This is a genomic window from Paenibacillus sp. PAMC 26794, from assembly GCF_000316035.1.
In the GTDB taxonomy this organism is placed as follows: Bacteria; Bacillota; Bacilli; order Paenibacillales; family Paenibacillaceae; genus Paenibacillus.
On record NZ_ANHX01000007.1, the window covers coordinates 15,453 to 30,968 of the forward strand.

Consider the following 15,516-nt stretch of genomic DNA (forward strand, 5'->3'; position numbering starts at 1 on the left):
CATTCAAGAATACATATTCCAATGAAGTACGTCTGATGGATATACGAGCATAGCAGTTGAGTAGCTCTGAAGTAGATTTGTAAGGTTGAGACGGAGATGAAGTCGCGAGGGACAAGGATTTTATATGATGAATGGAAGGGCGATAGTGATGAATAAAAGGTTACTGAGGTTTAAAAAAGTGATAACGATGCTGATTGTAGCTGCATTAATGTTTGGGGGAATTCCAGGATTTCAGGCGTTAGGTGTAGATCGTGCTTATGCGTCAAGTGGAACATGGGTAGATGTGGGTGGAGTTGGATTCACGGGTGGACAGGTAGAAAAAATTTCGTTAGTTTTCGATCGCCTAGGTACGGCTTACATCGTATATAAGGATAACGTTAATGGTAATAAAGCGACCGTGATGAAGCTAATTTCCGGGGAATGGCAACCTGTTGGGCTGCTCGGATTTACAACGGGACAAGCTGAGACTTTATCGCTCGCATTTGACTCTCAGAATACTCCATATGTAGCCTACCAAGATGTTGATAATGACAGCAAAGCTACTGTTATGAAATTCAACGGAAGTCATTGGGAAGTTGTGGGCAGTGCTGGTTTTACGGCTGGAGCTGCGGTGTACGTCACGCTTGCATTTAGCCCTAATGATACGCTCTATATTGGTTACCGGGATCACGCTGCCAATACTAAAGTGACGGTTAAAAGATTGAATGGAAACCAGTGGGAGACAGTTGGAACTGCCGGTTTTACGACAGGTGTTGCACTAGAGATGTCCAAACTGATTTTTGATGCTAATGGCATTCTTCATTTTGCTTTTAAAGATTCAACCAATAATAAATTGACTGTAATGCAGTATGCAGGTGGTTCATGGAAAAATGTAGGGAATGCGTCATTCACAACAGATGCAGCATCTTATCCGTCCCTAGCGTTTGGTCCGAACAATGTACCTTATGTTGCATTTCAAGACGGCTCCAATAGTTATAAAGCAACTGTAATGAAACTTAATGGCAGCCAGTGGAAAGTGGTAGGTAATGCTGGATTCTCATCAGGAACGTTAAATAGTATGTCTCTGGCCTTCGATCAGGAAGGGGTGCCTTACACGGCTTTTAAAAATCTTGTTAATTTTAGCATGGAACCACAAGGTGTAATGATGAAGCTGGATGGAAATCAATGGACTGTTGTCGGAGGAAAGCCATATTCTGCAGGTCAAATCAATGAATCTTCGCTTGCTTTTGGTCCGAACGGAATGCCTTATGTTGCTTATGCAGACAACACCAAAGGGAATAAAATGACTGTCATGACACTCTCTACGGAACATTCAGTGACTTACAATGCCAATGGTGCAACTACGGGTAGTGTTCCGGTAGATAATCAGAAATATGAAAAATATGCAACGGTGACAGTGCTAGATAACTCGGGAGTGCTTGAGAAAGAAGATTATCAGTTCATCGGATGGAATACATCCGCAGACGGCAGTGGAACCAGCTACAGCGCAGCAGATACATTCTCCATGAATGATAGTGATGCTACGTTGTATGCGCAGTGGCAACCGCTTTATGTAAATATTAGTTTTGAATCCAACGGTGGAACCGAGATTGACAATCAAAAGGTGAACTATAACAGCCCAGCAGTCGTTCCTGATGCTCCGCAAAAAGCAGGTTACACGTTCTCTGGCTGGTATCGGGATAGCCAGTTGCAACAGACTTTTGATTTTACGACGAATCTTACGCAAAATATTACACTGTACGCGAAGTGGAAATCATCGACAGCAACACTTTCCAGTCTGGTAGTGAGTTCGGGTCAGTTGACACCTGATTTCTCTGCAGATGAACTCGATTATCGCGTAGATGTGGAATCTGATGTGACAAGTCTAAACGTGTCCTTGGGCAAAGCAAATGACGGACAAGTAGTACAGGTAACAGGTGTTACAGATGAAACCGTCACGGATGGTATATACACATACACAGTTACGGATCTAGTATACGGCTCAAACCTTGTAAACATTAACGTTCAGGCGGAGGACGGCACTAGTAACGACTATAAACTTAACATCAATCGAATTGACATCACCAATGCCAAATTGAGTGAAATAGCTCTACCTTCGATCACATTATCTCCGAAATTCAGCCCGGAAGAAGAGATATATGAAGCGACAGTCAGCAGTTCTGTTAGCACGACTGAAATTAGCGTTAAACCGGATCAAACTGGAGCCGTAGTGAAAATTAATGGTATCAGCGGTAACAGTACAGTCGTACAATTAGTCAGTGGTATGAACACAATTACGATCGAAGTGACTGCACTGGATGGAGTAAGCAAGAAAACATATACGCTGAACATCAAGCGCAATACTGATAGTTCAGGCGGATCGGGTGGTAATGGAAACTCAGGTGGAGGATCTGGCAACTCTGGGGGAAGTAGTCCAGGTACACCAGTGACTAATCCCATCGTAACTCCGCCATCTACAGGTGCTCAGGTGCTAGTGAACGGTAAAGCCGAGAACGCTGGAAGCTTAGCCACTACTGAAGTGAACGGGCGAAAAGTTGTAACCCTTACAGTGAACGCAGTTCTCATTGCACAGAAACTTCAAATCGAGGGGAACAACGCCATTGTCACGATCCCTGTGACAGGTAATGGCCAAGGAGATCTGGTTATTGGTGAACTGACGGGCCAGACAGTCAAACTCATGGCTGACAAACAAGCCGTATTGGTGCTTCAAACGGATATTGCCTCTTACACGTTACCTGCACAGCAGGTTAATATTGAGAAGCTCGCGCAGCAACTGGGTGTGAATTCTGACAATTCCTTGGAGAACATCAAACTGCAAATCGAAATTTCACAGCCAACAGAAGCAGTGATACAGACAGCACAGTCAGCAGCTCAGCAAAATGGATATACTCTTCTGGGATCACCAGTTGATTTCAAAGTAACAGCCACTTTCGATGGCAAATCCGTTAGTGTGGATAAGTTCAATAGTTATGTATCACGTACGATTGCATTACCACCTACCGTTAATCCTAACCAAATCACCACAGGTGTTGTAGTGGATGCAGAAGGAACTGTGCGCCATGTACCCACAGAAATTACACAGGTTAATGGGGTATACCATGCACAGATTAACAGCTTGACCAACAGTGTGTATGCCGTTATCTGGCACCCTCATAGCTTCACTGATGTAGTCCAACACTGGGCCAAGACAGAAGTGAATGATATGGGTTCACGTATGGTTATCGAGGGAATCACGGACACAACCTTTGGACCGAACCGTGGAGTTACACGTGCAGAGTTCGCTGCTATTCTGGTACGTGGATTAGGATTAAAACCTGGAGAACGGGTTAACTTTTTCAAAGATGTGAATGGAAACGAATGGTACGCGGATGCTGTGAATACGGCAGCTAGCTATGGATTAATCGATGGTTATGAAGATGGAACATTCCGTCCACAGGCACAGATTACTCGTCAGGAAGCGATGGCGCTCATTGCACGAGCTACGACAGTGACTGGAATGGAAACAGTTGCTTCTGCCGGGAACGTTCAGCAATGGTCTGATTACGTAGACGCTGAGCAAGTAGCAAGTTGGGCGAAGGAAGCAGTAGCATCCAGCATCTCCATCGGACTGGTGTCAGGACGTGGAAAAGATACCATTGCTCCGAAACAATCGATTACCCGTGCCGAAACAGCTGTAATTATACGCAGATTGCTTCAACAGTCTGGTCTGATTTAGACAGCCGCAGCTTATAAGTACGAAATTACGAAATAATGACTAATGAAACAGGCAGCGCGAGGTTATGCGTTGCCTGTTTTGTTTTATGGAAGAAATTTAATTCTACTCAACTCTTATTGAACTTCTTATAGGTCAAAATATATTTTCCAAAAATGAATTTCAGAAAACTATATTTTTCTTTTTTTATTTACAGAACACATGTTCTTATATTATAATTGGAAATAGCAAGTAGTAGGGAAGAAGTAAGCTATAACGATCATTCCTCGTCTTCTTTCGTCTTCTTTAATTTACTGAAAGCAACAATCAGGACAAGCCTGCTCCAAAATAAGGTATAATTTATGGGTTTTGCAGGAAACCTAAGGCCATAAACCAAATAACCTTTATGCAATGCAGTCTGCTACAGAAGTAATTACAAGCAATGAATTGAAGCAGTGAATTACAATAAGGATTTCAGAATGACTTGCCGCAACACGATGATGCGAAGTCAACGAGAAGAAGCAGTAGTATTTTAGCGAAAATGAGCAACAAAAAAGCCCCTGCCTTGGGCGGCGGGGCCTATGGAATACTGCCGATTCAGCGGCAGGTTTGATGATATGTTTAGAAATTAAGCAAGATATTGAGGCTTTTCGTAGAACGCCTCTTTTTCAAGGATGACCTTATAAGGTCTTTCCTTGCCCTTCAGGGAGGGCCCAATGGTAGTTAGCGGTACGGCCGGCTTGTGGAAACGATCTTCTTCCTTGGGTTCCGGAACCGGTCGTGATGATTCGGGCGCAGAACTGAGGCGTACCTTTTTTTCGCTGCCCCAGCGCTTGCTTATTTTTTTCGTTTCCGGTTTCATTCCGGTTCGCCTCCTAACAAATCGTTGATGGCGTTGAACAGTTGACGATTCTGTAGGTCAATCTGCTGAAATACCGCCTCATCCGCTTCAATATGTCCAATAATGTGGACGGTGATTACATACCTCTTGGCTACAGGATAGCATAGCAGATACTCTTTCTCAAGGTAATCATCATACAGATTGATCTTGATTTTATTCTCCCGGTAAGAGTCAATCACCAGGATGCGCTTGGGATCATCCGGTTGTTTGTCGTCGTTAGCGGACAAGTCATACTTTCTCCCCGGTTCTCCAACATTACCACATAATTGCTCAATATAACCACTGTCATCTGTACGGTATATGGCTGTGCCACGTACAGCGAATGGAGGATGAGAGACAAAGGCAGTACGCAGGGCATCGCTCATTCGCTCCAATATCTTGGCATCTGCTTTGCGGGTACGCAGCAATTCCCTAAAGAACCGCAGCAACTTAAGCAGTTGTAACCTTGCTTCTCCTTCAGTGCGTTTATGCTTCTCAATGATGTTCTCCAATTCTGGATCACTCCAGCGTCCTTGTTCCTCAATACTGTCTGCGATTTTGGAACATGCCACGGACACGGCTGGTGCCCACTTTCCGTCAGAACGGATTTCATATACGAGTGGATTTAACCCCAGCAGATCTGTGGGCATACGCAATCCTTCAACCTTGGTTGTGTCCTTAATGTCTGTAATATCCTCAGGAAGAATGAAAAAAATACGTTTTCGTCCCAGACGACCCATAAACAGACCCATTTCCAGCATTGTATTATCCCGGACCGACGCGTAGTACTTCCCGCGAATTTTGGATATATCATCCGGATGAAAAATAAAAATGGCAAAGTCAGTCGTACGGACCTCTACTTCCAGATCGTCCATGGTATAGCTGCTTGGATTAAAAACCCCGGAATACCAAGGGGTAACTTCGGCTGAAAAACGTAAGTTTTCGTGTACTGCGGCTGCAATCGGCTTCGCTTCCAGCGAGCAGCCAATAAAGACTCTTGGCTTTAACGTTTTCATCAATCCGCCTCGCTTAAACGGTAGTGGGATTCAATTGTTATATTATACCATAAACAGCAGAGTAAGTCTGGAAACGTCTGAACTGGACAAAGAATAAGCCGATTACGTTTGCTATAGTGTATGTGTGAAAGGAAAATGATTCCTTTAAAAAGCGCAAGAAAATAAAAAAAGGCCCCAATTTGTCACAGTTGGGTGACTGACAGTTATTTTTGGAAGCTTTGGTCATAGAATAAAGGAGCAGGTTGCACCATTAGCAAGCATTGCTTATCCTGGTGTTGCCGTATGACTGCTGGAGCAGTCCAAAGGCTGCTTTATGCCTGTTTTTGAGGGATCTGCTGTTTAGACCCGGTCACGTTGGTGTTATATAATAGAAGAACAAGCAAGTTAGCTTTGGTGTTTAAACTGAATGAACTTGCAACTGCTGGAAGTTGGATTTACAATTTACACAGGAACGAAGAGTGCAGAACCCATCTGTAGAAGCGAAGCGTTCGCCTGAAAGCTTTTTGAATGAAAGCAGCTTCGGAAGCATAAGCTATCACCGGATTTTCCCCAGAGGGAAAATGGAATTCCAAAAATCCGGGGATAACCGCGATCGAAAGAGGGTACTGTAATCCAAGTGTAAGTGTATAATTAAATGTTCAAGCTTATGCATTGTAGTTATTTTTCAGTTTAACTGAGCACAGCTAACCACAACAGAACAGAAAGGATCAGGATACCATGAGTTCCCGAAGGACAATCTCCCCAAGGACGATCTGGAAACGTTACGATCTCTCATACACATAGCGCCCCTTGTAGAGTACACCAACCGGTTCAAAAAAACGGCTGACTCTGCGAAAGAGGGGATTGGAATGAATATTCGAAGGACGTACACGATGATTTCTTCCAGGCTTACCTTTTGCAGGGTACGGTCGGTCTAAAAAACCAACCTACAAACTGCGAGGGAACCTGAATGAAGAGAACATCGTTAACCTTACAACACGTTAAAACAGAGGCGATCAAATTCGCCATTATGCTACTCGGTACATTTATTTTAGCTTTTGCTTATTATCACATTAACTTTCAGAATCATTTATCGGAGGGCGGATTTGTTGGTCTGGCCCTGCTCGGAAAATACGCAACAGGCTTATCACCTGCTATCGGTATGTTGTTACTGGACATTCCGGTCATGATCCTGGCTTGGTTCCTCAAAGGCTGGAAATTCATGATTCAGGCATTGCTTGGCGTCGGTGCATTTTCCCTATTCTATGACGGCTTTGAACGATACTCCACACTGGTATTGTCGTTTAACGGAAATCTGTGGATTCCGGCAGTTCTATCCGGTATATTGACAGGGGTAGGCGCTGGGATCGTGCTTCGATTCGGTGGAGCGACAGGCGGAGACGATATTCTCGCCGTGCTGGTTAGCCGCTGGAAGGGATGGAAGCTGGGAACAGTTTTCTTTGTCAGTGATGCTTTTGTATTGGGATTGTCGCTTTTCTTTCTTCCGGTAAAAGAAACTTTATATACGATTCTGGCCGTATGGATTGCCAGTAAAGTCATCACGTACGTCGTCAGTGTTCCGGCTCGCGGAACCGTGGTTACAACTTCGGCTGTGAAATTGCCGATGCCATCGGTTGCAGCCAAGGCAGTTAACGCTGCTGCTATTTCACAACGGACTACGGTGGCTAGAGGGGTATCCAATTAACCATACGTTTCAGAACAACCATAACCTGTATGCATCATATTCAGGTCTTGATAGTTAAAGTTCATACAAAATCCCTTTTGACTGCTCTTCAGCAGCAAAAGGGATTTTGTTGTTTTGCGATTCATTCAGGGCTTGATCGAAGAAGCAATCTGACCATCCTGATTATGGATAATCGCTCGAATATTTTGTTTGCTACTCAGTTCTTTGGCCTTATCTACAGCTTCTGCCTTCGTATCAAATGTCGACAGATAGGTAGACTTTCCTTCTTCCTTGATCGCCCAGCCAGAGTCGGTAGGCACTACATGGATGTTGTCATGACTTTTGGACGAAGAAACGGGCTCGGAATGACGACGATCTGTGGAGGACGACTTTTTAGGGTTGGAATTATCGGAAGAAGATGTGGAGTCCGATTTCGAACTTTCCGGTGCGGGATGATTTTCATCCCATTCTTCCGCCTTAGCTGTCGCTATGGCAATCGAGCGGCCTTCCTCATACCCGTCATCGAGCATGGCATTGGCAATCTCAATTGCTTTATGTCTGACACGTGGTTCCAGGTTCTTCATGGATACCGGATAATCCTGTTTATTCCAAGGCATATGAACCCCTCCTGTACAATAATGGATTAGTTGTATATTACCCTGTGAGGGAAGGGATAAACGATAAACAGGTGAGGTCGTGAGTGTAATTAACGATGATCCAGAAGGATCCCGTTCCTATACTTTTGCAAGACAGAGGAGTATAATGCTGTCCATGAAAGAAATAAGTTCAATAACAGGAATATAAAGGAGTACATACATATGTTTAGTCTTAGCCTGGCAATCCCTATGCTGTTCACCATGCTGATTCATGCCGCAGATAGCTTGTCATACGCGCTCCGCCTTGGTGGTTTACGCACCCGCAGAATAGCGCTAGCCATTTCATTGGCAGGTATCTTGCTGCTGGTCTCTCGAACCTCGAATATGGCCCAGGGTCCGATGGTAGGTAATCTGGTGGATACTGCAACACGTGGAGCCAATCCACACTTTGCGGCGCAGCTACACTGGTTAATGGGTGCGGCAACAATAGGAACGGCATTAGCCATATTGTGTTTTCCAACCATGGTGAAGCTCTCATCGAGAATGGTTGTACATTTTGAAGCAGCCGGTTCCATCCCTGCGATGGTTCGCAGTATGCTGAAGCGAAGCAAGATTAGAAATGCAACGTATTACATCACCCCGCCATCCTGGAAGATGGCCAAACGATTGGTACAACATGGGATGCCAAGACGGTTAATGATGCTGAATGTAGCGGTAACCGCAATCTACACCACGGGTGTCCTGTCCAGCTTGTACGCAGCGTACCTTTACCCAGGGCAGGCTGTAGCTGCATCCCAATCGACCGGGTTAATTAACGGAATAGCGACTATTTTGCTAACCATCCTGATTGATCCACGGATTTCCCTGCTCAGTGACCGATCATTACGTGGCGAGATCCGTTTGGATCGCATGAATCAGATTTATGGTTGCATGCTCGTATCCCGTTTATTCGGTACACTGTTGGCACAGTTGTTATTAATTCCATTTGCGTATTGGATCGGTTGGATCGTAAGTATGATGTAATTGTAATGTGCAACAAAAAGAGCAGCGGGATCATCATCATCCCACTGCTTTTTTTGTATTTGTATTATAACTTATTGGAAAAGGACGGCGTACTCACCGTATCCTTCTTTTTGCAAGTCTTCTTTGGGTACAAAACGAAGTGCCGCAGAGTTGATGCAATAACGCATTCCACCTGCTTCGGCAGGACCATCGTTGAACAGGTGACCCAGATGGGAATCACCCTCACGACTTCTCACTTCGGTACGAATCATGAAGTGGCTGAGATCGGTTTTTTCCTTCACGTTGTGGTCACGCAATGGACGTGTGAAGCTCGGCCAGCCGCAACCGGAATCGTATTTGTCAGTAGAACTGAATAATGGTTCGCCGGATACGATATCTACATAGATGCCGTCACCGTGGTGATCCCAGAATTCGTTATGGAATGCAGGCTCTGTCGCGCTCTTCTGCGTAACTTCATATTGAAGCGGCGTCAGACGCTCTTTCAGCCCGTCTTTGTCCACGTTGCCAGACCAGTTGCGTTCGATGAAATCTACGCGTCCAGAACCTTTGCTGTACCGTTTGTAGTGGGCAGGGTTCTTACGGTGGTAGCCTTGGTGATGTTCTTCCGCTTCATAGAACGGTTTGGCTGGCAAGATCGGCGTAAAGATTGGTTTGTCAAAACGCCCGCTTTGTCCCAGCTCCGCTTTGGAAGCTTCCGCAATCTGGCGCTGCTCTTCGCTGTGATAGAAGATGGCCGTCTGATAGGAAGATCCGCGGTCATGGAATTGCCCGCCTGTATCCGTAGGGTCAATCTGCTGCCAGAACAGTTCAACCAGTTTCTTATAAGGGAAGATGGCAGGGTCGAACGTAATTTGTACAGCCTCTACATGTCCTGTTGTCTCCGAGCAGACCTCTTCATATGTTGGATTCTCGGTATGTCCTCCTGTATAACCCGATACGATCTTGTGAATACCGGGCAGTTCTTCAAAGGGGGATACCATACACCAGAAGCATCCGCCTGCAAAAGTTGCTAACTCACTTGAATGTTGTTCCATGCTATAGTCACTCCATTTCTGATGAAGATTTAGCGCTCGTGTTCGAGCTCCAGCAATCTACTGTTTTATTGAAACTTGTTACCACAAGCATTGTGCTTGCTCTTCTATTATATCCTGAATTGGCAAGCCAACCAAGCCGCAATGAAAACAAGCTAAATCTGAATGGCTTAAGAATTCTGAATTCAGGCTTTGTTGCGTGACCGAAAGCGAAATAAGAGCAATACAATGGTCATGAACACCAGATATCCGGCAAGGATTCCCAGGCTCAGCCAGATTGAGGTTTCAGCCTGTGCACCTGCATAGGCAAATACAAAAATCGCGGGCATTTTGCCAATTGCCGTGGCGACCATGAAGACCCAGAATGGCGTATACGTTATACCTGCGTAGATATTTACGGCCATCTGAGGCACGATCGGCAACAGTCGCATCGACATGACACCCATGAACGGATGTGCTTCCATCCATGTGGTAAAACGATTCAAACCCCGAATACGTTCGAGGTACGATCTCGCCTGATGTCTGAAGATGGTTCTTGCTCCGCCATAAACGAGCATGGCTGCAAGTGTGGTGCCAAGCCAGCATATCCAGGCTGCCGTGGTGGTACCGTAACTGTAACCAAAGGCGATAATAACAAACTTATAAGGGATCACAGGCACAAGAGCAAACAATGTTGCCATGGCGAGTAACAGCGGGATGGACTGATGAAGATCCGTCCAGGCCAGCAGTTCATATCTGTAAATAAACGTGACTCCTGCAAGTAAAACATATAACAGGAGCCATAACCATTTTCGCAAAATCCCAAACGCTCCTTTCAGATCAGGCAGGTCTAGTCGTGTCCCGATCTGTACTGCTATTCCTCATAAGTTTACCACGTTCGCCCATTGTCTGAACAATTCGTGCGAAGTCTGCTGCAATCACTGGCAAGTTGCTGTCCGAAGGGTTACACTATAGGACGTGGAAATATAGAACCGAACTGAAGGTGGAATGATCATCATGGAAACAACCCAACGTAAACGAGTTGCAATTATCGGCCTCGGCGATATTGCACGTAAAGTATATTTGCCGCTGTTAACAGCTCATCCGAACGTGGAGATTGTAGGCATTATGAACCGATCTCCGGAGCCGGTCAAAGCCGTTCAGGAGGCGTATCGATTAGAACGGGGAACAACGGATCTGAAAGAACTGTTGTCCTGGGACTTGGATGCGGTGTTTGTACATACAGCAACGGAAGCGCACTTTGACATTGTCATGCAATGTCTGGAACAGGGATTAGCCGTGTACGTAGACAAGCCGTTATCCTATACGATTCGGGAGTCGGAAGAGATGACTGCTTTTGCCGAGGCACAAGGGCTGCTACTGGCAGTGGGCTTCAACCGCAGATTCGCACCGATGTACCAAAAAGCGAAAGAATGGATGCAGGGTGGAAAAGGCTTCGAGTCCCTGACAGTGACCAAACATCGTACAGGCACTCAGGATCGTCCTGCGGCAGAAACCATCTATGATGATCTCATCCATATGCTGGATCTGGTGTTGTGGTACTCGGATCATAATGTGGAGTTGCTTCATCAATGGATTCGGAAGAATGATCTGGACAGACTGCTGCATGCAACCGGAACGGCCAAGCTGGGCAGAACAGCCTACGGTCGATTTGATATGGTGCGTGAAGCTGGGGCAGATCTGGAGAAGATCGAATTGCATGGTGGTGGACGATCTGTTGAAGTGGTGAACATGGACACGATCAGCTGCATGGAACAGGGGAGTCTGGAAACCAAAGAAACGTTCGGGAGCTGGGACACCGTGTTAGCACGCAGAGGTTTTAGCGGAGCAGTTGACAATTTCCTGGTTTGTCTGGACTCACCTGATGATTGCCTGATCAGTGCAAGTCTTGTCATGGACAGTCATGAACTGGCGGAACAATTGATTCGCAAATAATTGCAGAATACACATACGGAGGAATACAATTCATGGATGAATATGAAAAGGAACGTAATAAACAGATCGAGGAAACTGTTATTGAAACTTATAAACAGGAAGAAGAGATGATGATCCTCGTATTTGCCCAGTGGTGTGTCAATAATGGTTTGGACCCGGAAGAGATGTACCGGCAAGCCTACCCGGATCAGCAGAGCAACGAGCGTTTGCAGCAGGTGCAGAAGCTGATTGTATCCAAGGAGGAAGCCGGTGAGATCCCGGATGATACGGTACTTGGCGTGTTGTCCATGTTTGGCAATGAAGATCTGGCGATGGTTGTATCCGAGGCGATAGCCGCGCGCAAATAAGTTCAACTTACGTATACTGGTATGATTACATCTGTTCCCGGTGAATGACGCGGAATTCCTTCGGAGACATGCCGAACCGGGAACGGAATACCCGATGAAAATAGGTATAGTTATTAAAGCCGGAAGACTCAGACACTTGCTCCAGGGTCATTGGACTGAAAATAATCCGTTCCCTGGCCATGTTCAGCCGTACGTCAAGCGTGTATTGCATGATGCTTTTGCCAAACGCTTCTTTGAAGAGATGAACACCACGTGAGACACTGATGCCAATATGTGTTGCCACATCATCCAGCTTGAATAAAGAGGAAGCGTTCTCTTCAATGTAGTTTTTGATCTCATAAGCCACATAATTGGTGTTGGTTATCGTTGGATGCTCCGCGAGCAGACGATCCACTTCGAGACATAAAATTCGCATATAATAACTTGAAATTTCCGGATAAGGATTGGAGATGCGGCGTTGCTCCAGTACGAGCTGTCGAAACAGGACCAAGAGGCTTTCTGTCAGTTCGACTTTAATTCGGGTCGGCCGTTTGTGACGCTTCCACCACTCATCCACCCAGGAACCATTAAAGAAGATGTGATAGTCGCCACTCTCCACCAGTCGTTCTCCCATCGGATTGGTTTCATTGTCTATTCTCAGCTCATAGGGCTCGTCAGGATCAAAAAGAAGCAGATCGCCCGCATCCACCAGGGACATGTCCCCGTCAATACGTGCACGGCAACGTCCGTCTGTTTGCAGTCTTAACAGGTAGTTCTTCACACCTTCAGGCTGCACCATAGCGTAGGGTTTACGATGAAATGAAAAGCCTGCTGTAAGAACTTGGCAGGATTGATCTGTCGGCATGGGCATACTCCTTGCAATTTGAAAATTATGACCAGATAGTTCATGTTTCAATCATATTATTCATTTTAATTGAAGCTGAAACGGAATACCATAGTATTAGATTTAAGGAACAGGAAACATCCAACAAAACATATGTATCTCAACCATTCAAACGCGGATTTTCACCATGCGTAAGGAGATGAACGTCACAGTGGAGAAAATGAAAGCAGGCATCATCGGGTGTGGTAACATCAGCTCCATCTACTTGGAAAATCTCAAAAACAACCCGGTCATTGAAGTCGTGGCTGTTGCGGATTTGATTCGTGAACGCGCTCAGGAACGGGCAGATGAATTTAATATCGCAAACGTTTACAATGTAGATGAGTTGCTGCAAAATAACGAAATTGAACTTGTGTTGAACCTTACGGTTCCTGGCAGTCATGCCATGACCGATCTGGCCGCACTCGAAGCAGGCAAACATGTGTATGCCGAGAAGCCGCTGGCAATTTCTCTTGAGGATGGTCGCAAGGTTGTTGAGCTGGCTGAGGAAAAGGGATTGTATGTTGGTTCTGCACCGGATACCTTCCTTGGTTCAGGCATAAAGACAGCTCGTAAAGCCATTGAGGATGGGCTGATTGGCAAGCCGGTTGCAGCGACTTCATTCTTCATGGGTGGAGGACCAGAAGCTTGGCATCCTAATCCGGAGTTCTTTTATGTTGCAGGTGGCGGACCGATGTTTGATATGGGACCTTACTATCTGACCGCTCTGATTACGCTGCTTGGACCGATACGCAGAATCAGCGCCTCGGCTGGAATACAGATTGCAGATCGCAAGATTGGCTCTGGGCCAAAGGAAGGTACAGCACTGCAAGTAGAGACGCCTACCCACTTGGCAGGAACCATTGATTTTGCAGAAGGTGCCATTGCAACCATGATCACAAGTTTCGATATTCGCGGAGCTTCGGATCTGCCACGTATTGAAATCTATGGTACAGAAGGTACGCTTAGTGTACCGGACCCCAATTATTTTAACGGGGAAGTGAAGGTTCGCAGATACGGTCAAGACACTTGGGAGACGGTCAAACCAGTCTTCGAAAGTGGACAAAACGAACGAGGCATCGGCGTAACGGAAATGGTTGAATCCATTCGTGCCGGACGGGAACACAAGGCCAGTGGCAAGCTTGCTTATCACGTACTGGAAGCCATGCACTCATTCCAGCGTTCTTCACTTGAAGGCAAGCACATACATCTGGAGAGCAGCTATGATTCTTTTGCAGTAACTCGCACAGTTCAAACTGAGATTGAAACCGTGGAATCCCACTAGTCTGAGTAACAAGTGTTCGAAGCTTGATGCTCTTACGAGTGAAGCAGAATAACCAGTATTCTTACGTTCAATTTCAGGATAGAAACACTCTCGATTTTCCACACTAATCAAACAGGCATGTGATCTGAACGGTAATGGTATACAGTTCAATATTCATGAATTCAGCAATCATACGATATCTAATCCAGGGAGGAATCGCACTTGAAACTCGGCGTATTTTTGGTACTATTCGGAGGACGTAAATTGGAGGATGCTCTTGATTATGTAGCATCCAAGGGATTAAAAGCAGTAGAGATCGGAACAGGCGGACATCCAGGCAATGCACATTGTAAGCCAGATGAGTTGTTAAGCAATCCTACAGCATTGAAAAACTTTAAAAATGCAGTGGAATCACGCGGTTTGACGATCAGTGCACTCAGCTGTCACGGTAACCCGCTACATCCGCAAAAGGATATTGCCAAAGGATTTCACGATGATTTTGTTAAATCGGTAGAACTGGCTGAGAAGCTGGAAGTACCTGTAGTGAATACATTCTCCGGTTGTCCGGGAGACCATGAGGATGCCAAATATCCGAACTGGCCTGTTGCACCATGGCCAAATGACTTCCAGGAGATCCTGAAGTGGCAGTGGGAGAACAAAGTTATCCCTTACTGGACAGAGTGGGGTAAATTTGCAGCAGATCGTAACGTAAAAGTTGGATTGGAACTGCACGGTGGATTCTCCGTTCATACTCCAGCAACGTTGCTGAGACTGCGTGAAGCAGCAGGTGAAGTGATCGGAGCCAATCTGGACCCAAGTCACATGTGGTGGCAAGGTATTGATCCGGTTCAGGCAATTCACATCTTGGGACGTGAAGGAGCCATCCATCACTTCCACGCAAAAGATACAACGATTGATCCGGTAAACGTGAACAAACACGGTGTAACGGATATGCAGGACTATACCAATATGCTGGATCGGGCTTGGCAGTTCCGCTCGGTCGGTTATGGACATGATAACAAGACATGGGCAGACATTATGAGTGCCTTGCGTCTGGTCGGATATGATTATGTAGTAAGTATTGAGCACGAAGACGGTCTGATGTCGGTTGAAGAAGGATTCTCTAAAGCTGTGCAAAATCTCCAGCAAGTATTGATTGAAGAACCGCTGGGCGATATGTGGTGGGTTTAGAGCTACACTAGGGGGAA

13 protein-coding genes are annotated in these 15,516 nt (G+C 45.8%); 7 read left to right on the forward strand and 6 right to left on the reverse strand.

All coding sequences use genetic code 11. The features are described 5' to 3' along the window. The first annotated feature begins 148 nt into the window (after positions 1 to 148). Entirely contained in the window at positions 149 to 3,715 is a 3,567-nt protein-coding gene (locus D829_RS32320) for an S-layer homology domain-containing protein (protein ID WP_017687535.1), read from the forward strand. 604 nt (positions 3,716 to 4,319) lie between these two features. On the opposite strand, the gene D829_RS30370 is transcribed toward D829_RS32320, so the two are convergent. Further along, on the reverse strand, positions 4,320 to 4,553 hold the full coding sequence (locus D829_RS30370; protein WP_017687536.1) for a hypothetical protein: 234 nt from the start codon (positions 4,551 to 4,553) through the stop codon (positions 4,320 to 4,322). Further along, entirely contained in the window at positions 4,550 to 5,587 is a 1,038-nt protein-coding gene (locus tag D829_RS0103935; RefSeq protein WP_017687537.1) for a nucleotide-binding protein, read from the reverse strand. The genes D829_RS30370 and D829_RS0103935 overlap by 4 nt, the downstream gene beginning before the upstream one ends. 949 nt (positions 5,588 to 6,536) lie before the next feature. Between D829_RS0103935 and D829_RS0103940 the strand changes: the two genes are divergently transcribed. Then, the gene (locus D829_RS0103940; RefSeq protein ID WP_017687538.1) at positions 6,537 to 7,271 is read left to right on the forward strand and encodes a YitT family protein; all 735 of its coding nucleotides are present in this window, start codon (positions 6,537 to 6,539) and stop codon (positions 7,269 to 7,271) included. Positions 7,272 to 7,396: 125 nt separating this feature from the next. Here D829_RS0103940 and D829_RS0103950 read toward each other — a convergent pair whose 3' ends face one another. Continuing rightward, the gene (locus D829_RS0103950; protein WP_017687540.1) at positions 7,397 to 7,867 is read right to left on the reverse strand and encodes a DUF2188 domain-containing protein; all 471 of its coding nucleotides are present in this window, start codon (positions 7,865 to 7,867) and stop codon (positions 7,397 to 7,399) included. 201 nt (positions 7,868 to 8,068) lie between these two features. On the opposite strand from D829_RS0103950, the gene D829_RS0103955 reads away from it, so the two are divergent. Continuing rightward, positions 8,069 to 8,869 carry a lipid II flippase Amj family protein gene (locus D829_RS0103955; protein ID WP_017687541.1) on the forward strand — a complete coding sequence of 267 codons (801 nt, stop codon included), beginning with the start codon at positions 8,069 to 8,071 and terminating at the stop codon, positions 8,867 to 8,869. Positions 8,870 to 8,940: 71 nt separating this feature from the next. Here D829_RS0103955 and msrA read toward each other — a convergent pair whose 3' ends face one another. Both msrA and D829_RS30375 read right to left on the reverse strand, forming a co-directional pair. After that, entirely contained in the window at positions 8,941 to 9,903 is a 963-nt protein-coding gene (gene msrA, locus D829_RS0103960) for a peptide-methionine (S)-S-oxide reductase MsrA (protein ID WP_017687542.1), read from the reverse strand. 182 nt (positions 9,904 to 10,085) lie between these two features. Then, positions 10,086 to 10,697, reverse strand: coding sequence for a VTT domain-containing protein (locus D829_RS30375; RefSeq protein WP_017687543.1), 612 nt, complete (start codon positions 10,695 to 10,697; stop codon positions 10,086 to 10,088). A 199-nt stretch (positions 10,698 to 10,896) separates the two neighbouring features. On the opposite strand from D829_RS30375, the gene D829_RS0103970 reads away from it, so the two are divergent. Together D829_RS0103970 and D829_RS0103975 are read left to right on the forward strand one after the other, a co-directional pair. Further along, a complete protein-coding gene (locus D829_RS0103970) occupies positions 10,897 to 11,835 on the forward strand; it encodes a Gfo/Idh/MocA family oxidoreductase (protein WP_017687544.1) in 939 nt (312 codons plus the stop codon). 32 nt (positions 11,836 to 11,867) lie between these two features. Continuing rightward, positions 11,868 to 12,182, forward strand: a complete 315-nt coding sequence (locus D829_RS0103975; protein ID WP_017687545.1) for a hypothetical protein — start codon at positions 11,868 to 11,870, stop codon at positions 12,180 to 12,182. Positions 12,183 to 12,207: 25 nt separating this feature from the next. Here the strand turns inward: D829_RS0103975 and D829_RS0103980 are convergent, their stop codons facing one another. After that, positions 12,208 to 13,026, reverse strand: a complete 819-nt coding sequence (locus D829_RS0103980; RefSeq protein WP_017687546.1) for an AraC family transcriptional regulator — start codon at positions 13,024 to 13,026, stop codon at positions 12,208 to 12,210. Positions 13,027 to 13,216: 190 nt separating this feature from the next. Here D829_RS0103980 and D829_RS0103985 point away from each other — a divergent pair, with 190 nt between their 5' ends. Together D829_RS0103985 and D829_RS0103990 are read left to right on the forward strand one after the other, a co-directional pair. Continuing rightward, positions 13,217 to 14,329 carry a Gfo/Idh/MocA family oxidoreductase gene (locus D829_RS0103985; protein WP_017687547.1) on the forward strand — a complete coding sequence of 371 codons (1,113 nt, stop codon included), beginning with the start codon at positions 13,217 to 13,219 and terminating at the stop codon, positions 14,327 to 14,329. A gap of 201 nt (positions 14,330 to 14,530) precedes the next feature. Next, positions 14,531 to 15,499: a sugar phosphate isomerase/epimerase gene (locus D829_RS0103990; protein ID WP_017687548.1), complete on the forward strand. Its 969-nt coding sequence runs from the start codon at positions 14,531 to 14,533 to the stop codon at positions 15,497 to 15,499. Positions 15,500 to 15,516: the final 17 nt, after the last annotated feature.